Source organism: Paenisporosarcina quisquiliarum (assembly GCF_027563315.1).
Lineage (GTDB): Bacteria > Bacillota > Bacilli > Bacillales_A > Planococcaceae > Paenisporosarcina > Paenisporosarcina quisquiliarum.
The window spans coordinates 53,124-73,582 of sequence record NZ_JAMKBJ010000005.1 but is presented as its reverse complement, the minus strand read 5'-3'; the positions used below and the strand labels follow the sequence as shown (position 1 = coordinate 73,582).

The window sequence follows — 20,459 nt, the reverse complement described above, 5'->3', positions numbered from 1 at the left end:
CTTCTTTTTTCCGAAGGGTTTTTCAGAAATAGACAACATCTGCCTTTTTAAATACTTCTAGAGACATATATACAGAATTGATTCTGTTGATTGGATTGGAGGCGGCGAAAACAAGACTGCTCCTGCGGTTACTCGTCGCAAAGAAATTGGCAGACCAATTTCTTTTCAGCGGGAACAGCACGAGCTGAAGGCCCCGCTGGAACTAAAGGAACGAAGACTAAGTGCGCCACATCGTGTGGCAACGTCTTCGTGACCAACATCCTGTTGGCCCGAGGAGACTGAAGCCGTGCCCGCGAAACGCGTCCGCCGCAAAGGAAATCAACATACTCTTGAATACGCTCTTTTGTTTGTCATCAGCCTTTAACAGATATCTTTTAGGGTATCTGCTTTTATCTTTTGTAAATTGTAAGATAGAATTGATGTAAGTGAGGTGGCGTGATGAATAACACAATTGGGGTCTTTGCCCATGTGGATGCTGGGAAAACAACATTTTCTGAGCAGATTCTTTATCATACGAAAAGTATTAAGCAAAGAGGACGTGTGGATCATAAAGACGCTTTCCTCGATAGCCATGAAATAGAAAGACAAAGAGGCATTACAGTATTCGCAGATCAAGCTACTTTTACATATAAAGGTTCAACGTATTACTTGATTGATAATCCAGGACATGTAGATTTTTCTCCTGAGATGGAACGTTCTGTTCAAGTAATGGATTATGCCATTGTTATTTTAAGTGCCGTTGAAGGAATCGAAGGCCATACAGCGACAATCTGGCAACTACTTCGAACACATAATGTTCCCACCTTTTTCTTTATCAACAAAATTGATCGCACGGGAGCAGATATAAATAATGTGTTACAAGAAATTCACCAGGATTTTTCTTCGGACGCAATCTATTTAACCGGAGCTTTTCATGAAGATGAAATGACAGAAGAATTGATTGAATTTATTGCGGAACGCAATGAAAAACTTTTGGAACACTATATGGAAAAAGGGTATGAGAAGGATTTATGGCTCGAGACAATGAAGGACTTAATTAAGGATAATAAAGTCTTTCCTTGTACCAGTGGATCAGCGTTACAGGATATCGGTGTAATCGAATTCTTAGAGACCTTTCATCATTTGACTGAAACGCATTATTCAAACGATGAAGCCTTTTCGGGAAGAGTATATAAAGTGAGGCATGACGAAAAAGGAACGCGAATTACTTTTATCAAAGCGTTAAGCGGAAACTTGAGTATAAGAGATGAAATTAACTATGGTACTAAAGATCAAGTTATGACGGAAAAAATTACACAAATACGAGTGTACAATGGACATAAATTCAAAACGGTGGAGCATATCCAAGCGGGGGAACTATTTGCGGTGGCTGGATTATCTCATGCTGTCACAGGCGATGGATTAGGAACTTTATCTGAGAAAGCTGAATATGAAATGGTGCCGACATTGAAATCTAAAGTCGTGATCCCACCAACAATTCATATAAAAGATGCATTGAAGTATTTTCAGCTCCTGGACATCGAAGATCCTTCTTTAAATGTATTGTGGGAAGAACGCATCCAGGAAATTCACATCCATGTGATGGGTGCCATTCAACTGGAAATACTGAAACAATTGATTTTAGAAAGATTTCATTTAGAAGTTGATTTTGAAGAACCCCAAATTCTTTATAAAGAAACCATTGATTCAACGGTTATAGGTTATGGACATTTCGAACCTTTGAAGCATTATGCCGAAGTTCATTTGAAAATAGAGCCTGCAGGGAGAAACAGCGGCATTACATTTGATAATGTCTGTCATGCAAATGACTTGTCAATTGGAAATCAAAACTTGGTCAAGCATCACCTATTGGAAAAAGCACACAACGGCTTGTTGACCGGTTTCCCATTGACGGACTTAAAAGTGACATTACTGACTGGACGAGCCGACAATATGCATACATCTGGCGGTGACTTTCGGGAGGCTACAATCAGAGCCTTACGACAGGGATTGGAAAAAGCAAAAAATCTTCTGTTGGAGCCCTACTATCACTTCAGAATTAAAGTGGACTTGGATCAGATGGGCAAAGTTCTGTCCGATATTCAAATGGCACATGGAAGCTTTGATTCACCAAAAACAGAAGGCAATAAGGCAATCTTGACGGGCACAGTACCGGTTGCCACATTTATGAATTACGCTGCTGAGTTGGCTTCTTTCACGCAAGGAAAAGGTGTGTTGAACCTGGTATTCGGTGGGTATGAAAGGTGTCATAACGAAGAAGAAGTGATTCGTAGAATTGCTTACAATAAAGAGGCAGATCCAGAGTATAGTTCGTCTTCAATTTTCTGTGCGAAAGGTAAAGGCTACACTGTACCGTGGGAGCGGGCAGAGGAAGAAATGCATTGTCTGTAATGCAGGGATAGGGGGTTGGTCATGACCGAGAAAGAAATGGATAAAATGCTTCGGATTAAAACAGCAGGAACACTCGAATTATTGAATCAATCCGTGCATTATAATCGGTACGAAGCTACGCCTTATGCTGCTTTTGAAGAACTTTTCAGACACTATGAATTAACCAAGAGTGATCGGGTAGTAGATGTAGGATGTGGCAAAGGACGTCTTTCATTCTACATTCACTATCATTTTCAAGTACCATCAATAGGGATTGAAATGAGTGGTAGACTTTATCAAGATGCACTTGAAAACTTACAAAACTACGATAAAAACGGAAAGAAAACGGCTGGAATCATTATCTTTGAAAGATGTCTTGCACAAGAATATGAAATTGACTCGCGAGACAATGTGTTTTATTTCTTTAATCCATTTTCAGTCCAGATTTTTATGAAGGTTGTTGAGAATATTCTTGTATCGGTCGATAAGTATAAACGTTCTATAGAATTGATTCTTTACTATCCAACGACAGCCTATATTCAGTTTCTTGAATCAAGGACGACATTCGAATTTAAGAAAGAAATACGCGTACCAGAACTTTATGAACAGAATGACAACGAACGATTCATGATTTTCCATCTCCCTGGATGAATCCGATTCGATAAAGTAGACCACAATACTATGGAAATAACTAAAAGAAGACTTTGAAGTGATATCGTTTATCGCATTCAAACAATTTTCATTAGCAAAACCCTAAGAAAAGAGGCATAAAATATGACATTAATCAAAGAACTAGATGGTGCACAAGTAATCAAGCAGACGCAAAATGACGGAACACAGAAATTGAGTACAATGTATTTTGAGGAAAAGGATGGCACTACGATTGAAATACAAATTACCGCTTTAGCTATTACTAAGTATGAAGAAGAAAGTGGCTATTATGTATTTATGTGTGATAGCGAATGGAATGTTCAGGATGATCAGCAACTCGAATCAGTTGAGGAAGCCATTGCCTGGGCGGAGAAAAATTTTGATGTAACTGAAAAGGACTGGATCTAGTTCGAATTGAAACCTACTTTTCTTTCAATATAGGTTTACTTTCAATGAAAAAAGTAAATACTACTGTATAAAAACTTTATTGAATAGACGAACATTTTTGAATAGAAGCAACTTATAAATCACTTGATAATAAGTTTACGTTCTAAAGTTTGTCAGCAGAAAGAGGGATTTGAGCATGAACTTATCAGTGAAAATTATTATAGCCTTAGTTTTGGGTGCGCTTACAGGAATTTTATTGAATATTTTTGCCCCAGAGCTGTTTCCTGAGATTGATAAATATGTGTTAACTCCAGTTGGGAAAATCTTCATTAGCCTGATCACGATGCTCGTTGTGCCAATCGTATTCATTTCAATTGCTTTAGGTACTGCGGGTTTAGGAGATCCAAAGAAGCTTGGGCGAATTGGTTTAAAAACAATTGGTTACTTTTTAGTTACTACATCAATTGCCATCATTATTGGGTTAGGTTTAGCCTATCTTTTTGAACCGGGCAATGCCGGAACATTTAATACAGCGGATTTAGAATATAAGAGTGAAAAAGCTCCACCAGTGTCGGATACATTGTTAAATATCATTCCGACAAATCCGATTCAATCATTTGCGGAAGCAAATATGCTTCAAATCATTGTATTTGCAATATTTATCGGTTTCGCACTAACCATGCTTGGTTCGAAAGTGGATAAAGTTCAGGAATTACTTGAGCAAGGAAATGAAATCATGATGTACTTAGTTAACCTTGTGATGAAGTTTGCGCCATATGGTACCTTTGCGCTTCTTGCATCAGCCATTGGTCAGCAAGGTTTTGACGCTATAAAAGCAATGAGTCTTTATATGGTTGTCGTATTACTAGCCCTTGTTGTTCATGCAATCGTGACGTATGGTTCATCTATTTTGTTCATTGCGAAAAGAAATCCGATCCAGTTCTTTAAAGGATTTGCACCAGCTATGGGTGTCGCTTTCAGTACATCCAGCAGTAATGCAACACTACCAGTTTCAATGAACGTTGCTCAAAAAAATCTTGGTGTTCCCAAAACTATTTCAAGTTTCGTTCAACCACTTGGTGCTACTATTAATATGGATGGAACGGCAATTATGCAAGGTGTAGCAACCATTTTCATCGCACAAGTATATGATGTTCAATTAACTTGGACTGCCCTGCTTGTTGTAGTTCTTACTGCAGTACTTGCAAGTGTTGGAACAGCAGGCGTACCTGGTGTGGGATTAATCATGTTGGCAATGGTATTAAGCTCAGTTAACTTACCTGTAGAAGGTATTGCGCTAATTATCGGGATTGACCGCTTGCTTGATATGGCAAGAACTGCTGTTAATATTACAGGAGACGCAGCCTGTGCAGTGGTAGTAGCGGAAACGGAAGAACGTGCTGGAAGAGCACATGCTTAATTAATAATAGTGATCGAAGAGTTGGTTCAGAGATGAACCAACTCTTTTTTGTTTGTCTTTCAAAAACGTTTTATTATACAAATAGACACTTTGCTTACTTGACAATTAAGAGTTACGAAAATATAATTACTTACATAAAGTAACTGATATATAGATAGTTTGAAAAAGGGGGAAAAAAGAATGAACGATATTCAACTAGTTTCTAAAGAAGCTCTTCCAGTATTAAAAGATAAAATTAAGTTAATCAAAAAAGATGAGGGTGCCATCTATTTAGTTGGCCCTATTCGTCTACCTGTAAATTTATATGGAGAAACGTTCATATTTCAATGGTACTGTTGGTTGAATAGCAACCAAGAACACGAAGATTTTCAACAAATCATCGACAATTTATCTTCTGCCAATCTTGCCGAATATCAACAATCAAGCGTCCTAGTCTATGGGGATTTTGAAAATGATGAAGATGCCCTAATTAGAATGCACTCCATTTGTCACACTGGTGATATTTTTGGCAGCAAAAGATGTGATTGCGGATTTCAATTAAAACAATCCATGCAAATGATTGTCGATCATGGTTCGGGAGCATTGTTTTATTTAGCCAATCATGAAGGTAGAGGAATTGGCTTATTCAGCAAAGCCATGGCTTATATTCTTCAGGAAAATGGCTACGACACAGTGGAAGCGAACGAAAGCCTAGGTTTTGTAGATGATTCCCGAAATTATGATGATGCCATCCAAGTACTCAAAGCATTGCGTTCTAAACCCGTTACTTTGTTGACAAATAATCCGAAAAAACTCACAGCATTGATTGATGCCGGTATGCCTATTTCAGGTCGTACACCTTTATGGGGAGATATTTCCGAATTCAATGAAGCTTATTTGCAAACGAAGATCAAACGCTCGGGACATTTAGAAATCGAGAATGAAGGGACTTGTCCGAATGACTAATCATGAATTTTATATGGATTTGGCCATTAATAATGCAAGGGCAATGAAGGGCCAAACAGATCCGAATCCACTGGTTGGTTCTGTCATTGTAAATGACAATCGAATTGTTGGCGTCGGAGCTCATTTGAAAACTGGCGAGCCTCATGCAGAAATTCATGCACTGCGAATGGCAGGCGAAAAGGCGAGGGGTGGAACCATTTATGTGACACTCGAACCTTGCTCCCACCACGGGCGTACGGGTCCCTGTGCTGTGGCAATTGTGGAAGCCGGCTTGATGAAAGTGGTTATTGCAACGCTCGATCCGAATCCGATGGTCTCCGGACGTGGTGTAAAAATTCTTGAAGATGCAGGCATTGAAGTAATTGTTGGTATTAAAGAAGAAGCATCAAGGAAAATGAATGAAGTATTCAATAAGTTTATCGTCGAAAATCGACCTTTCGTCACTTTAAAAGCTGGCATTACTTTAGATGGAAAAATTGCTACACACTCTTCTGATAGCAAATGGATTACTTCTGAAGAAGCAAGAAGTGATGTCCATAAACTGCGAAATGAAAACATGGCTATCTTAGTTGGAGTGAATACGGTCATAGCGGACAACCCAGAACTAACAACGAGAATTCCAAATGGTCGCAATCCAATTCGAATTATTTTGGATTCAACATTGAAAATTCCATTGGAGAGCAAGGTTGTAACAGACAAACTGTCGGAAACCTGGATCTTTACCAGTGCGAATTATGATGAAGACAAGAAAAAAGACCTTGAGAAAATGGGTATTTCGGTATTTTCTACATCAGGTTCAAAACATGTAAACCCGATTGAAGTTATGAACTTATTAGGGGAAAAAGGGATTTCATCCGTATTGATTGAAGGTGGCGGAACGATCAATGCTGCTTTTTTAGAAAACAAACTAATCGATAAAGCCATTATTTATATTGCACCGAAATTAATCGGGGGTCATCTTGCTCCTACTTTCTTGGAAGGTTCGGGATTTGACAAAATGGCCGATGCTGTTGAGTTAATTGATACTGATTTTATAAAAATCGGGAAAGATTTTAAATTTACCGGTTATCCAGAATATAAAATTTGAAACTGAAAATTGAGGGATTCCTAATGAAATTTGGCTTTGATATAGATGATACACTCATCAAATTAAGAGAACATGCTTTTCATATTTACAATAAAAACTTGAAACAAAATGTCCCCATCGACGTTTTTCATGAACTAACGAGAGTGGAAATACATGAACCTTTCGGATTGGATGCACAACAGGGTGCTGACATGTGGAATCGTTCCTTGGAAGAAATTTATTATACTGCCTGTCCACCATATCCAGGTGCTGTCGAAGCATTGGTAGAACTGGCTAACAAAGGACATGAAATTTATTATATAACTGCCAGACCAAGAGAACATGGTGAACGCACGAAAAAATGGATGATTGAACAAGGATTTCCTGTTCAAGAAGACCGATTCTTTTGCGGCATGAAGGATCAGGAGAAAGTCGAAATCATTCAATCATTGCAACTCGACTATTATTTTGATGATAAGCCAGATGTTTTAAATACACTTAGTTCAGAACAGCTCAAAGCTTTTGTCATGAATCAATCCTACAACCAGCATTTGACCATTCCGAGAATCGTAGACTGGTCGGAATTGCCGAAGATTATCGAAAATATTGATTAGAAAAAACGATGAATATCACTTTAATTCATCTCTATTTGTGAAACTGTGTATGTGAGTCTTCAGAAAATGGTACAATACTAGGTATAGGAAATTCTTTAGGATGCTTGAATGTTTTTTATCCACTATGGCTTCATATACAATGATAAGCAAATTTGAATTTTTCGATAATAAATCAATGAGAAAACATCAGCTGAAAATTGCTGGGTTTTTTTATTAAAGGAGATAGATACACATGACTAACAAAGTACAAAATGATCTACCAGAAAATTACGATGAACTGAAAAAGGAAGCGAACCGCACATCTAGTTGGAGAGCGCGTTTTGATGCAGTTGAAGAATTAGGTCAGTACAAGCACAGTAAAGTGATTGATGTTCTTACAAACCGCATGAATAACGATCCTGTATTTAAAGTACAAGAGGCAGCATACAGACAACTTAAAAATCTCGGTGAAGATGTAGAACAACCGAAGCAAACAAAATTCGATATCATTAAAGGAACATCTAAAATTTTGTTGCGCATTAAAAAGAGTTTGCCTGCTGATCATTCATACGAAGAGTTCAAAGAGAAATTGAAAAAAATGAGACTCGATGTATTTGATGCGTACGAAGGTGAAAAAGGCGGAGAGTTCGATAAGTGGCTTGAAACTGAATGGTCTTCCCTTTTGAAAAAATAAATACAACAAACCGATTGCAATCATATGCAATCGGTTTTTTTACACTTATGGACTTACAACGGGTTCAAGTACGGTTAGTTTACGTTCAATTGTGTTCATCCTTACGCTTGCTCCAAGCGGTATAGCTGCCTTGAAACGTCCATGTGCAGTGGCTACATTACTTAATAATGGTTTCCCTAAAGGAACTAAAAAATCATCGATAAGTTCATTGTATGTCACTCCGTAAGCTGGTTCGCAATTTGTACATTCTCCCATTATTATGCCGATGCAGTCATCGAATTTTCCGGCTATTTTTAAATGACTCAAATAGCGGTAGACGGTATTAATCGGCTCATGTGTATCTTCGAGACACAGAATCTTTCCTTCAGTATTAATCTCAAAAGAAGTGCCCAATGTGTCCACAAACGAAGTCAGATTGCCGCCTACAATCGGACCAGTGACATCTCCAGACACTTTGTTTACGAACGGAATCTCTGGGGGGTTCACAATTTCCCATGGCGCTGTTAAAGCTGAAGTGGCGGCGAAATATTGATTGAAATTATATTGTGGGGTACGAGTGTTGAAATCAAGCAACAATAAACTTTGAAAAGTAATTAAATCTGAATACTCATAAAGAGCGTTCAGTAAAATCGTTATGTCACTATATCCAGAAATAATTTTAGGATTTTGCTTGATGACATTAAAGTCCAGCAAAGGGAGAATGCCTGCAACTCCAACTCCTCCTCTGGTAGGTAGGATGCAGTTAACGGCTTTATTTTCAAACATCTTCATCAAATCCGCAGCGCGTTCTTCGGCAGTCCCTGCGAGGAAACCAGTAGAATCATATACATGATCTCCAACAATCACGTTGAAACCCATATTCTTTAATGTGGCAATACCTTCATCAATTATCTGGGCACTTAATGGGCTCCCTAAGGTTACAACGCCTATCGTATCACCCATTTTCAGTTGTGGAGGTTTTATGGCCAATATTACTCAGCTCCTTCCAATACACAAATATTCCTCTAATATATGGTTCAACTAATAAAGAAAGTACAGAAAAGATAAGCAAATTCAACATAAACAGGCTGATATATGATTTTCACCAGAAACAGATGTAAACTAAAGAAAACTATTGATAGGGTGATTTTATGAAACAAAATATAAAGCTAAAAGTGAAATCTTCATTTGCTAAAAATATGAAAGCTGGTTATCCGCTCATAACGGAAGACGCGATTATGAATATGAAGGATGTAAAAGAGGAAGGGGCAATCATCGAGCTTTTTGATGATCAGCAAAGATTTCTTGGCAAAGGTTATTATGGCAAACAAAATAAAGGGCGAGGATGGATACTGAGCCGGAATCAAAATGAAACCTTCGATGTATCATTTTTTGAACAGAAATTAAAAACGGCCATCGAACATCGTACGTCATTATTCCAGGACGAGAGAACGACTGCATTCCGTCTATTTAATGGCGAAGGTGATGGTATTGGCGGTTTTACCATTGATTATTATGATGGATATTATGTCATCAGTTGGTACAGCGAAGGCGTTTACCAGTTTAAGAATGAAGTGATTCAGGCATTATCCAATTTGGTCGACGTAAAAGGGCTATATGAAAAGAAACGCTTTGCATCTCAAGGGACGTATATGGAAGATGAAGATTTTATTTCGGGAGAAAAGGCTCCTGAACCATTGCTTGTAAAAGAAAATGACATAAATTTTGCCGTGTATTTAAACGATGGCGCTATGGTTGGTATCTTCTTGGATCAACGTGATGTACGTAAAACAATTCGTAATAAGTATTCAAAAGGGAAAAATGTCTTAAATACTTTTTCTTATACTGGTGCCTTTTCTGTGGCAGCTGCGCTTGGTGGAGCCGTGAAAACGACGAGCGTCGATCTTGCAAATCGTAGTAAAAGCAAAACGATAGAACAGTTCAGTGTGAATGGAATTGATTTTGAAGCCCAAGACATTATTGTAGAAGACGTTTTTCATTATTTTAAATATGCCGTTCGAAAAGAATTGAAATTTGATTTGGTGATTTTAGATCCTCCAAGCTTTGCCCGTTCGAAAAAGCATACATTCAGCGCTGGAAAAGATTATACAGATTTGCTTATGCAGGCAATTGCCATCACAGAGAAAAACGGTATAATTGTCGCCTCTACAAATTGCAGTACATTTGGTATGACAAAATTTAAAGGCTTTATTGAAAAAGCGTTTAAACAAACAGGTGGGAAATATAAAATTCGGGAAGAATTTTCTCTTCCGAAAGATTTTAAAACCATCGAAGAATTTAAAGAAGGCGACTATTTAAAAGTTGTATTTATTGAAAAACAAGCGTAATGCAATCTATAGGATTATCGACTTGAATATTAATGACTATAAAATGTTTGGAAATATAACAATTGTGATAAATAAGTCATATAAATAACAATTCGATTTGTATTTTCAATAAAGTTAAGTAAATGATTTGCAGATAGGGGGGATAGACATGCTGTATATCAAGGAATACTTGGTCAATTTTTCAGTTTTAATCACAATTATTTATTTAGCTGGTTTTTTATATAAACAGTTCTTAGTAAATTCCAGCCAAAAATTGATTGCGTTCAGCCTCGTTATGATTGCGATTTTAGCGGGTTGGTGCTCCATGTTCTTTGGTATTCATTTAAATGATTCGGTCATTTTTGATTTGCGGTTTATTCCCATTATTATTGCCACCATGTATGCGCGTAACCCTTTCTATATTTTGCTTGTTGGAGTGGGGATTGGATTGGCAAGGTTTTCTTTCGGAGTCACTGAAGCTGCCACCGCAGGCTTTATAACACTTCTGATTCTTTCAGGAGTCGGAATGATTCTTTCATGGACGACTCGATCTTGGAGCGTTTATTCAAAAATGTTTTTAGTCGTGTTCTCATTAAATTTTGTGAATACAGGTTCTATCGGTTATTTAGGCGTGATACCCCTTTCTGAATATTTACAAGTCATATTACCTTCTTCCTTACCCATTAATATTTTACTGAGCTTTTTCATTTTATGGATTGTGAAAGATTTAAGTGATGAGTATGTATATAAAACTCAGCTAATAAATTCTGCTAGGAAAGATCCATTGACACAGCTCTATAACCGACGTGCCTTTATGCATTATTATGAATTGTATACAACGAAGAAAAAGGATGTATTCCCTCTTTCGGTGGCGTTTATTGATATTGATCATTTCAAAAATGTGAACGATGCATACGGACATATTGTTGGAGATGTCGTTCTTCAAAAGGTAAGCAGTTTGATTAAAAATAATCTTAGAAGTATCGATATTATCTCAAGATACGGGGGAGAAGAGTTCGTCGTCATATTACCTTTTTGCAATGAAGAAGATGCTCGGCAAATAATGGAGCGAATACGTTATACGACAGAAACTCATCCGATTGTAGTAGAAGATTTAAATATCAATATTACATTATCTGTTGGAATTGCAACTTCGCCAGTAATCGAGGCGAAGAAATTGCTTGAAGAAGCTGATAGTGCACTTTATGCAGCGAAAGAGAATGGTCGAAACCAAGTAGAATCTGCAAAAAAGGATAATATCGTGTCTTCCATGGTTGCATATAATTAAATATAGCTGAATTGAAACGCTTGAAAGGTTAGTCTTTTCAGGCGTTTTTATATGCATAAAATTCGTAATGAAGCAGTCAATAATCTATAAAAGTTAAATAATTCAGATTTTATTAAATAATCAATAAAAATAGGTTGTTATTAATTTTTAGTACAGATAATATTTATTTATTAACATAATGGAAGAGGTAAAACTGTGGAATTCCTGACCGTACATTTTCTGTTTAATCTATCTCTATTGATTGTTTTCCTATTTTTTTGTGTATTGTGGTCTGAGAAATCAGATGAAAAGTATATGTACCGGGAAACAGCTACATTGTATTTTATCGTTTCTTTGGTGTTATGTTTTGTGTTTTCATACCGCTTAACCGAGGATATGTTATTAGATTTGCGAATTGTCCCTTTTTTGATAGGGGGGCTCTATATGGGGATAAGTCCGCTATTGGGTCTAGTGCTAATTATTATTCGGGGATTTTATGGAATTGATATTGGATTCTATCTAGCCTTTTTATTTTACGGGATATTCAGTTGGTTAATATGGTACATCTCTCCTTGGTTTTTGAGACTGTCATCTAAATGCAGAATACTTTTTTCTGTAGGAATGACTTTTTTGATAAGTTTGCTTTTTTTAATGGGTATTGAAATTCTTTCTCCACCCATACATACTTTAGATTTTTGGTTTGCTTATCTTTTTGTGCCGCCACTTGGCGTTGCCATGATTTCTTATATCATCGAGTGTATTAGAGGAAATATTCTTCTTCGTCAAAGTTTGGTAAAAGCAGAGAAATTGGAGGCTGTTGAACAGATGGGTGCCGCCATTTCACATGAGATTCGTAATCCACTGACGTCTGCTATGGGTTTTGTACAGCTTTTGGAAGATGATCAACTTGATTTGGATAAGAGAAATCAATATCTCGCCATCTTAAAAGAGGAGTTACAATCAGCCGAAAATGTCATAAAGGATTATTTAACATTCTCTAAACCGACAATTGAATGCGTCGAAGTATTTCAAGTGGAAGAAGAGCTTAATCAAATACTGAAATTATTGCAACCGTCCGCAAATTGGAACTCAGTAAAAGTGGTAAGTGACTATAATTCTTTAAATTATATACAAGGTGATTGTCAAAAATTTCATCAATGTTTTGTCAATGTTATCAAAAATGCGATTGAATCAATGCCAAATGGAGGCACGTTATCGGTTTCCTCGCAATCAAATTCTACTCATGTGACCATTAAGATTCAGGATACAGGAGTGGGAATGACGAAAGAACAAATTGAACGTCTAGGTGAGCCTTATTATTCAACGAAAGGTGATAAAGGGACGGGCCTAGGAGTAATGGTTGCAAATAGTATTGTCAAGGCAATGAATGGAACGATTCAAGTTAAAAGTAAAGTGGGAGCAGGAACAATATTTACATTTAATTTTCAATTGTATACGTAATGTAATTCAATTGGTCCACAAGTCGCTGCACATAAAATTTCTGGGATTATTCTATTTATCTCAAGTAAATGATGAATATCGTATCATTCCTTTTCATAGAGTTGATGGATGCAACCGAAATGGAGAGTGACGAGTGGATGAGGAATTGGAAAAGAAAAAGTGCTAGTGTAGCAGTATTATTTGTACTTTTATTGGCGTTTCTAGTACCAAACGCTGCAGCAAACACGGACTTAGTTCGTTATTTGGCATTGGGAGATTCCCTGGCAGCTGGAGTAACCCCAACCAAAGGGATTGATAAAGGATACGCAGATTATGCGGCTGGTTATTTGCAAGGGGAAAAGATGTTAGAGAGTTTTACCAAAGATTTTTCAATGCCTGGTGATCGAACGGATGAATTACTGACGAAATTAACGACAAGTGCCCAATTACAAGCAGCCGTACAAAAAGCCAATACAATTACGATTTCAGCAGGAGCAAATGATTTATTAAAAGAATCCAAGGTGGACCCTGTTAAAAAAGTCTTAATTATTGACGAAACGAAAGTGCCGGCGACTTTGCAAAAAACAGCTTTGAACTACACATTGATTTTACAGACAATCAATAAATTGAATCCAGATGCAAAAGTGTATGTTGTGGGTTATTATTTCCCATTCCCGTATATAGCAGACGAGCAAAAACCTAAGTTAATTCAATTAACGCAGACGTTGAACAAAACCATTGAGCTAGCATCTGTTGCTCAAGGAGCTAAGTTTGTATCAATTTATGAAAAGTTTGGAAATGATCCAAAGAAATACTTACCGAACCCACTAGACATTCATCCGAATGCTGAAGGGTATAAAGTGATAAGCGAAGCATTGCTTGCAAGTTTTGCGGAGGCACAAGTAGCGGCAAAAGACGTTCCTGCAGGCCACTGGGCTGAAAAAGAACTAAAATTACTACTTGCCAGCAAAGTTTTCAAACTGGACGATCAAGGCAATGTTTACCCGGATAGAGCCATTACAAGAGCTGAAGTAGCGAACATTTTGTTTGGATTACTACCTATGACAACATCGGTGCCAGCGGATCCGGGATACGAAGATGTGCCTGTTACGCATCCATCCTATATGGCAATTGCTAAGTTGACAGAGGCTGGCATATTTGCGAAAAGCACATCTTTCAATCCTGATGCACCTTTAACTCGAGTACAGCTTGCTAAAGTCGTTTCTTTAGCTTTTGATTTAGAAGGAGACGGCACAACACCAGTCTATAAAGATATTAATGAAAAGTATTGGGCGACACCATACATTAGTGCCATGGCATCCAACAAAATCATGCATGGATACAGCAACGGAACTTTTGGTTTACACAAAGAAACAAATCGCGCACAATTTGCCGTCATTTTATTCCGGATTCAAGCGCAATTAACAGCTCAATAAAATAAAATGGTCGTTCCCGGGTTTAAGGGAACGACCATTTTTCATTTAAATATTGGGTAAATAAAGAGGAATTTATGGTGTATAAAAATTCTCAGTGTAGTAGGGCTGATTCTCTTCGTTAAACGCTACGCCAACTCCAAGCAATTGAAAGTCGCTTTTTAAAAGATTTTTGCGATGGCCGATTGAATTCATCAATCCTTCATGAGCAAAAATACTACTGGACTGACCATAAGCTAAATTTTCTCCAGCTACAGAATAATTAATGTTATCCATCGTCATGCGGTCAAACGGAGATTGTCCAGCTAAATTTGTATGACTGAAATAATTTTGTTCCGCCATATCAAGACTGTGTTTATAAGCCGTTACTCTTACTTTAGACTCCCATTTCAAAGGTGGTACACTATGATGGACACGTGCAGCATTTGTCAGATCAAATAATTGGAATTCAAAACCTTTTTGTAATTCCTCACTTGTGTTACCGTATAAAGCTCCTTTTTGATTTTCCATATTTTCCGAAATAATTTGAATGGCTGTGACAGTGTTTTTTTCATGAACGTCATAAAAAACAGTGACATAAACATTTTCAATTAAATAGGTATCCATCTCTCCATCAGAATTCAAAAGGTATCGGACGTTGCCTTTTTGAATGTATTGGATTGGTTTCCCTAAAGCTTGATGAACGACAGATTTTGGACTGTTCAACTTGAAACCGTAGGATGACGCAATCAAGTCGTTATTCGTAAATAACCCGTTTACTTGTTGACCTTCATCGAACGAAACCATTAAAAAGTTTTGATAGTCTGTATGATAGGTATGCCATTCGGTGCCATATTCGTTTTTAGTTATCCGCTTTGCTTTGCCGAGTTCAGCATTAACAATTTTCATGTTATCCCCAATTTGTATGTTGTGGACGGAGAATAAACCTTCGGTAGGAGTCGCCAAAGCCGGTTTTTCTACTTCATTGACAGGCGCATACTTTGTTTCGCCGGCTTCCATAGTCAACCTTACAGGTATGGTAGCAACCTTCTTAGATAAATCATCGATAATGGGCTGCTCTTTTAAATATTCGAATCCTTGAATTACTTGTGCATCAATCTGATCTAAAAATGATACATCTACAAAGCCACTGACTGGTTTTTCCCATAGTGGACTTGTTAAATATGCTGCAAAAAGTAAAGTGAGGATTAATTTAATGTAGCCCAAATTTTGTTCCACCCTTATCGTCAAATTGTATTCTCGTAACTGGAAAATACTTGTTATTTGACAGTATATCCAGCGAACCCTGGATGAATACGTGATAAGTAGCTGTTTCTTTAAAACAATATGAAAATGTAGTGTAAAGCATTAGAATAATAGTATTACAAGAAAGATATGGGTGTATGATGGAATCGATTATGAGATATATACAAGACATGGGCTTTTATATGGTATTGATATTACCAGTCATACTAGTGGTCCGTATCATTCAAATAAAAAGGAATCATAAACAAGTTGTACTCATACGGGAATGTGGAATTGTTCTGTTTTTCATGTTCTTGGCGGGGTTGTTGTCCCAGACAATTTTACCTTCAATGAGCAATCACAGCGGGGAAATGCACTTTGTAAATGGAGATCATCAAGCCATTAACCTGGAACCATTCCGTGTCTTGGTTGAAACGTATAATGCCATTAAATATCTGAACTTGTGGCAACCGTTTTTTATCAATTTTATTGGTAATATTGTTATGTTTCTTCCTATTGGCTTTTTTCTACCGTTGTTATGGAAGAAATTCAATCGTGCCTGGAAAGTAATCGCGGCAGGATTCCTTCTGTCATTAGCCATTGAAATTTTACAGCTACCCCAAATGCGAAGCAGTGACGTAGATGATTTATGGTTAAATTCATTGGGGACGGCCATTGGCTATATATTGTTTAAAAGTTCTCCAAATTTATTAAAGAAATGGTTTAAGATTTAGAGCCCTGGGTATATATTGTATGAGTCTAGAAATTAAGGAGTTTGACAGTATGATCCCACCAGTAGAAACAAAAATGGACGGTAAGAAAATGACCGTTATAGATGATTTAGTGGAACATGGCGTATTTAAAGTTGAAGGAAGACAATTATATGAACTATCCCTATATGAATTATTAAAAGAACATATGGAAAAAGCAGAGTAATAATGTGTCAGAGTCGCAGGAGCAATCCTGTTACTCTGGCTCTTTTTGTATACGGGATAGTGAATTTTTTTCATAAAACAGATATAAAGTGACATTTAAATTAATTATGGAAGAATGCTATAATTTTAGATTGAAGCGAAAAATAACTGATAGATTAAGGTGTCGGAAAACGAAATCTTTTGGGAGGTTTTTTCATGAATCAAGCGAAGCGTAAAAAACGAATAAAAGATTGGCTCGATGAGGCGACGATTGCAGATATGCAAGAAAAAATGTCATGCAACGAAATCACATCAGAAGATCTTGTTTTCATGTATTTAGAAGTTATTGCTGAAAAAAATCCAAATTTAAATGCAATCCTTGAAGTGAATACAAAAGCTCTTCAGATTGCCCAAGCACTGGATGATGAACGTGCTGAAAAAGGACCACGTTCCATGTTGCATGGAATTCCGATTTTAATAAAAGATAATATTGAAACAGGAGACAACTTACATACAAGTGCAGGTTCTTTGTCACTCGCGAACCATTATGCGATGAAAGATGCGACGATCGTGCAGAAATTACGCGATGCCGGCGCAGTTATTTTAGGGAAAACCAATATGACGGAATGGGCAAATTTCATGTCTGACCACATGACAAATGGATTTAGCTCACGCGGAGGCCTGGTGAAAAATCCATACGGTCCTTTTGACGTGGGAGGCTCCAGTTCTGGTTCAGCTTCAGCAGTTGCTTCAAATTGTGCGGCTGCAGCCATTGGCACAGAAACGTCTGGTTCCATTTTAAATCCTGCTGCACAAAACGGACTGGTCGGATTGAAACCGACAGTCGGTAGCATAAGCAGGGCGGGAATTATTCCTTTATCTCATACGCAGGATACTGCAGGACCAATGACTCGCACGGTCGAAGATGCCCTTCATATTTTTACAGAGATCATCGGAGAAGACAGATTGGATCCCATCACACGGAAAAGTCGTCATTTAGAAGATGTTGAATGGGACAAGTGTCTCGATTTAACAGGATTGGCTGGAAAAAGAATTGGTATTGTCAGATCAATATTCGAAAATGAAATATCTTCTGAGTTGGCAGAGATGTTTGAACAGAAAATCGCCGTTTTGAGAGAATTGGGCGCTGAAGTTATTGACGGTGTGGAACTGGGATGCAAAGAGGATGATTTGGGGTACGCTGTACTTACACATGAATTTAAAGCGGATTTGAATGGCTACTTGGCCAATACTCATCCTTCTAATCCAATCCGTTCGCTTGCCGACGTTATTCAATTCAATAACGAGCATCCGGAAGAAACCCTTCAATTCGGTCAGGTTCTACTCGAAAAATCTCAATTGACTTCAGGAACACTGACAGAAAAAGCTTATATTGAAGCGTTAGAACGCAATCGGTATTTGGCTGGTGAAATTGCATTGAGTAAATCATTAGATGACTTGGAACTTGATGCTTTAGTCTTTCCGCAAGATCATGGATGCAGTATAGGGGCTGCCGCAGGTACTCCTTCTATCACAGTTCCGGCTGGTTTTTCCAAAGCAGGAGAACCATTTGGCATCACTTTTTCAGGCAGAGCTTGGAGTGAGCCAATGCTTATCACGATGGCATATGCATTTGAACAAAAAGTAAATGCTCGGAGAAAACCGTAATTCACGGTACAATATAAACACAAACTATGTTTTTTTGGAAAAGAGAGTTGATATCACAATGACAACAAATTCATTTTTACCTATATTACTTGGTTCTGATATGAATGCTTATGGAATGGCACGAGCTTTTCACGAAGCTTATGGATTGAAGCCGCTAGTCCTTGGACGCATGAACTTATCAGCAACACAAGATAGCAAAATCCTGGATTTTCAGGTAATTCCACGCTTAAATGAACAGGACGTATTCGTACCTGCGCTTATTAAAGTAGCGGGTGAACATGCCGATAAAAAGCTATTGCTTCTTGCATGTGGCGATGATTACGCAAAATTAATTATTAAAAATAAAGAGCAGTTGCTTCCTTATTTTGCAGTGCCGTACATTGATGAAAAATTAATGGATCGCATCGTACTAAAAGAAAATTTCTATAACATTTGCGAGCAGTACGGATTTGCTTATCCAAAAACGTCACTTTGCACATATGAAACAAAGGATTCGTTTACGATTGACTTTATGTACCCGATTATCATTAAAGCATCAAACTCAGTAGCGTACTGGAACTGTTCATTCCCTGGAAAGAAAAAAGTGTTTGTCGCTCACGATGAAGCAGAAAAGAATGCCATTATCGAAGCAATATACAGTTCATCTTACAAAGATAATTTAACCATCCAGGAATTCATACCTGGCGATGATTCCTACATGCGCGTATTGAACGCATACGTTGGGAAAGACGGTAAAGTAAAACTCATGTCACTTGGGAATCCAATCCTGGAAGAACATTCTCCGGAAGGAATCGGAAGCTATGCGGCAATCATCAATACGTTTGATGAAGCATTGCTTGACCGAGTTCGTGTATTCCTCGAAGATATCGGCTACACTGGCTTTGCGAATTTTGATATGAAGCTTGATTTACGGGATGGGGAATACAAACTGTTCGAAATTAACTTGCGAAATGGCCGCAGTAGTTACTATGTAACGGCAAGTGGACATAATTTGATGAAATACGTGGCAGACGATCATATGCTTAATATTCCACAAACCTTAACATATGCGAAGGACAAGCATTTATGGATGATTATCCCTAAAGGCGTGTTGTTCAAATATGCTCAAAACGAGCAGTTGAAACAAGAAGCTAAAGAGTTAATTGCCGAAGGTAAAGTAACGAATCACTTATTTTACAAAGAAGATTATAATCCGAAACGTTGGGCTAAATTGACGCTGAATAATTTAAATTACTACCGCAAATATAAAAAATACTTCAACAACAAAGGTTTGTCATAAGTTATGAAGACGAAAATATTAGGCATCATTGGAGGGGTGGGTCCCCTGGCTACGATGTTGCTTGGAGAAATGATTGTTAAACGCACGAAAGCGAAAACAGATCAACAGCATGTCAACATGGTGATTACCAATAACACAGCTATACCTGACCGTACAACCTATATTTTAGACCGTTCGAAAGCTAACCCGGTGCCTGTGATGATTTCAGATGCTTTGAAACTGAAATCGATTGGCGCCGAAGTATTAGCCATTCCGTGCAATACTGCGCACTCTTTTTATAAAGAAATTCAACAAGGAGCAGGCATTCCTGTTTTACACATGATTAACGAGACCGCAAAACGTGCGGCTCAAATTGGTGCGAAAAAAGTAGGGATTCTTGCAACTACGGGAACATTGACAGCATCCGTTTACCAACTGGCTTGTAAAGACGCTGGCATACAACCGGTTGTACCGGATGAGGAAACTCAGAAGTTGGTCATGTCAGTTATATACGATGACGTCAAAGCAGGGCAACCTGTCGATTTCCTAAAGTGGCAGCAAATTATTAACCAAATGAATGAACTTGGATGCGATCATTTAATACTTGGCTGTACAGAGTTGTCAATTGTTAAAAAAGAACTGAATCTTGATGACAAATATATTGATTCATTAATGGTATTAGCGGAAAGTGCCATACTTTCATGCGGCTACGAATTGAATGATTAACCTATCACTGTCTCTTCATTGAGACGGTGTTTTTTTATGGGAAAAAACGACTGAATATATCTGTAAAAGGCTGAATATAGCGATTTGTGGTACACTA

At 37.7% G+C, this 20,459-nt stretch carries 19 protein-coding genes; 17 read left to right on the top strand and 2 right to left on the bottom strand.

The window, feature by feature from the left end; all coding sequences use genetic code 11:
- Positions 1-438 precede the first annotated feature (438 nt).
- From M9R32_RS07615 to M9R32_RS07580, 8 genes are all read left to right on the top strand, one after another.
- Complete coding sequence (locus M9R32_RS07615; protein WP_269926133.1) at positions 439-2,391, top strand: GTP-binding protein; 1,953 nt, start codon at positions 439-441, stop codon at positions 2,389-2,391.
- Positions 2,392-2,412: 21 nt separating this feature from the next.
- Complete coding sequence (locus M9R32_RS07610) at positions 2,413-3,021, top strand: class I SAM-dependent methyltransferase (protein ID WP_269926132.1); 609 nt, start codon at positions 2,413-2,415, stop codon at positions 3,019-3,021.
- A 123-nt stretch (positions 3,022-3,144) separates the two neighbouring features.
- Positions 3,145-3,429, top strand: coding sequence for a hypothetical protein (locus M9R32_RS07605; protein WP_269926131.1), 285 nt, complete (start codon positions 3,145-3,147; stop codon positions 3,427-3,429).
- Between the two features lie 175 nt (positions 3,430-3,604).
- Positions 3,605-4,828: a dicarboxylate/amino acid:cation symporter gene (locus M9R32_RS07600; RefSeq protein ID WP_269926130.1), complete on the top strand. Its 1,224-nt coding sequence runs from the start codon at positions 3,605-3,607 to the stop codon at positions 4,826-4,828.
- 180 nt (positions 4,829-5,008) lie between these two features.
- Positions 5,009-5,773, top strand: a complete 765-nt coding sequence (locus M9R32_RS07595) for a GTP cyclohydrolase II (RefSeq protein ID WP_269926129.1) — start codon at positions 5,009-5,011, stop codon at positions 5,771-5,773.
- On the top strand, positions 5,766-6,860 hold the full coding sequence (gene ribD / locus M9R32_RS07590; RefSeq protein ID WP_269926128.1) for a bifunctional diaminohydroxyphosphoribosylaminopyrimidine deaminase/5-amino-6-(5-phosphoribosylamino)uracil reductase RibD: 1,095 nt from the start codon (positions 5,766-5,768) through the stop codon (positions 6,858-6,860). Before M9R32_RS07595 ends, ribD begins: the two co-directional genes overlap by 8 nt.
- 23 nt (positions 6,861-6,883) lie before the next feature.
- Positions 6,884-7,453 (top strand): 5' nucleotidase, NT5C type, encoded by a 570-nt coding sequence (locus tag M9R32_RS07585; RefSeq protein ID WP_269926127.1) that lies wholly within the window; start codon positions 6,884-6,886, stop codon positions 7,451-7,453.
- Between the two features lie 232 nt (positions 7,454-7,685).
- Entirely contained in the window at positions 7,686-8,126 is a 441-nt protein-coding gene (locus tag M9R32_RS07580; protein WP_269926126.1) for a HEAT repeat domain-containing protein, read from the top strand.
- A 45-nt stretch (positions 8,127-8,171) separates the two neighbouring features.
- Here the strand turns inward: M9R32_RS07580 and M9R32_RS07575 are convergent, their stop codons facing one another.
- Positions 8,172-9,095 (bottom strand): S66 peptidase family protein, encoded by a 924-nt coding sequence (locus M9R32_RS07575; RefSeq protein WP_269926125.1) that lies wholly within the window; start codon positions 9,093-9,095, stop codon positions 8,172-8,174.
- 161 nt (positions 9,096-9,256) lie between these two features.
- Between M9R32_RS07575 and M9R32_RS07570 the strand changes: the two genes are divergently transcribed.
- The 4 genes from M9R32_RS07570 (at position 9,257) to M9R32_RS07555 (ending at position 14,575) form a co-directional block, all read left to right on the top strand.
- Positions 9,257-10,453 carry a class I SAM-dependent rRNA methyltransferase gene (locus M9R32_RS07570; RefSeq protein WP_269926124.1) on the top strand — a complete coding sequence of 399 codons (1,197 nt, stop codon included), beginning with the start codon at positions 9,257-9,259 and terminating at the stop codon, positions 10,451-10,453.
- A gap of 148 nt (positions 10,454-10,601) precedes the next feature.
- Positions 10,602-11,720: a diguanylate cyclase gene (locus tag M9R32_RS07565; protein ID WP_269926123.1), complete on the top strand. Its 1,119-nt coding sequence runs from the start codon at positions 10,602-10,604 to the stop codon at positions 11,718-11,720.
- Positions 11,721-12,035: 315 nt separating this feature from the next.
- On the top strand, positions 12,036-13,160 hold the full coding sequence (locus M9R32_RS07560) for a sensor histidine kinase (RefSeq protein WP_269926122.1): 1,125 nt from the start codon (positions 12,036-12,038) through the stop codon (positions 13,158-13,160).
- Positions 13,161-13,297: 137 nt separating this feature from the next.
- The gene (locus M9R32_RS07555) at positions 13,298-14,575 is read left to right on the top strand and encodes an S-layer homology domain-containing protein (protein ID WP_269926121.1); all 1,278 of its coding nucleotides are present in this window, start codon (positions 13,298-13,300) and stop codon (positions 14,573-14,575) included.
- A 72-nt stretch (positions 14,576-14,647) separates the two neighbouring features.
- Here M9R32_RS07555 and M9R32_RS07550 read toward each other — a convergent pair whose 3' ends face one another.
- Positions 14,648-15,778 (bottom strand): CAP domain-containing protein, encoded by a 1,131-nt coding sequence (locus tag M9R32_RS07550; RefSeq protein WP_269926120.1) that lies wholly within the window; start codon positions 15,776-15,778, stop codon positions 14,648-14,650.
- Positions 15,779-15,969: 191 nt separating this feature from the next.
- On the opposite strand from M9R32_RS07550, the gene M9R32_RS07545 reads away from it, so the two are divergent.
- From M9R32_RS07545 to cuyB, 5 genes are all read left to right on the top strand, one after another.
- Complete coding sequence (locus M9R32_RS07545) at positions 15,970-16,530, top strand: VanZ family protein (RefSeq protein WP_269926119.1); 561 nt, start codon at positions 15,970-15,972, stop codon at positions 16,528-16,530.
- A 49-nt stretch (positions 16,531-16,579) separates the two neighbouring features.
- Complete coding sequence (gene fbpA / locus M9R32_RS07540) at positions 16,580-16,732, top strand: Fur-regulated basic protein FbpA (RefSeq protein WP_269926118.1); 153 nt, start codon at positions 16,580-16,582, stop codon at positions 16,730-16,732.
- Between the two features lie 194 nt (positions 16,733-16,926).
- Positions 16,927-18,378: an amidase family protein gene (locus M9R32_RS07535; protein WP_269926117.1), complete on the top strand. Its 1,452-nt coding sequence runs from the start codon at positions 16,927-16,929 to the stop codon at positions 18,376-18,378.
- Positions 18,379-18,436: 58 nt separating this feature from the next.
- Positions 18,437-19,657, top strand: a complete 1,221-nt coding sequence (locus M9R32_RS07530; RefSeq protein ID WP_269926116.1) for a carboxylate--amine ligase — start codon at positions 18,437-18,439, stop codon at positions 19,655-19,657.
- 3 nt (positions 19,658-19,660) lie between these two features.
- Entirely contained in the window at positions 19,661-20,362 is a 702-nt protein-coding gene (cuyB, locus tag M9R32_RS07525; protein WP_269926115.1) for a cysteate racemase, read from the top strand.
- Positions 20,363-20,459: the final 97 nt, after the last annotated feature.

Coding starts and splice junctions, on each gene's coding strand:
- M9R32_RS07615 (WP_269926133.1), top strand. CDS start 439: ATGAATAACACAATTGGGGTCTTTGCCCATGTGGATGCTGGGAAAACA.
- M9R32_RS07610 (WP_269926132.1), top strand. CDS start 2,413: ATGACCGAGAAAGAAATGGATAAAATGCTTCGGATTAAAACAGCAGGA.
- M9R32_RS07605 (WP_269926131.1), top strand. CDS start 3,145: ATGACATTAATCAAAGAACTAGATGGTGCACAAGTAATCAAGCAGACG.
- M9R32_RS07600 (WP_269926130.1), top strand. CDS start 3,605: ATGAACTTATCAGTGAAAATTATTATAGCCTTAGTTTTGGGTGCGCTT.
- M9R32_RS07595 (WP_269926129.1), top strand. CDS start 5,009: ATGAACGATATTCAACTAGTTTCTAAAGAAGCTCTTCCAGTATTAAAA.
- ribD (WP_269926128.1), top strand. CDS start 5,766: ATGACTAATCATGAATTTTATATGGATTTGGCCATTAATAATGCAAGG.
- M9R32_RS07585 (WP_269926127.1), top strand. CDS start 6,884: ATGAAATTTGGCTTTGATATAGATGATACACTCATCAAATTAAGAGAA.
- M9R32_RS07580 (WP_269926126.1), top strand. CDS start 7,686: ATGACTAACAAAGTACAAAATGATCTACCAGAAAATTACGATGAACTG.
- M9R32_RS07570 (WP_269926124.1), top strand. CDS start 9,257: ATGAAACAAAATATAAAGCTAAAAGTGAAATCTTCATTTGCTAAAAAT.
- M9R32_RS07565 (WP_269926123.1), top strand. CDS start 10,602: ATGCTGTATATCAAGGAATACTTGGTCAATTTTTCAGTTTTAATCACA.
- M9R32_RS07555 (WP_269926121.1), top strand. CDS start 13,298: ATGAGGAATTGGAAAAGAAAAAGTGCTAGTGTAGCAGTATTATTTGTA.
- M9R32_RS07545 (WP_269926119.1), top strand. CDS start 15,970: ATGAGATATATACAAGACATGGGCTTTTATATGGTATTGATATTACCA.
- fbpA (WP_269926118.1), top strand. CDS start 16,580: ATGATCCCACCAGTAGAAACAAAAATGGACGGTAAGAAAATGACCGTT.
- M9R32_RS07535 (WP_269926117.1), top strand. CDS start 16,927: ATGAATCAAGCGAAGCGTAAAAAACGAATAAAAGATTGGCTCGATGAG.
- M9R32_RS07530 (WP_269926116.1), top strand. CDS start 18,437: ATGACAACAAATTCATTTTTACCTATATTACTTGGTTCTGATATGAAT.
- cuyB (WP_269926115.1), top strand. CDS start 19,661: ATGAAGACGAAAATATTAGGCATCATTGGAGGGGTGGGTCCCCTGGCT.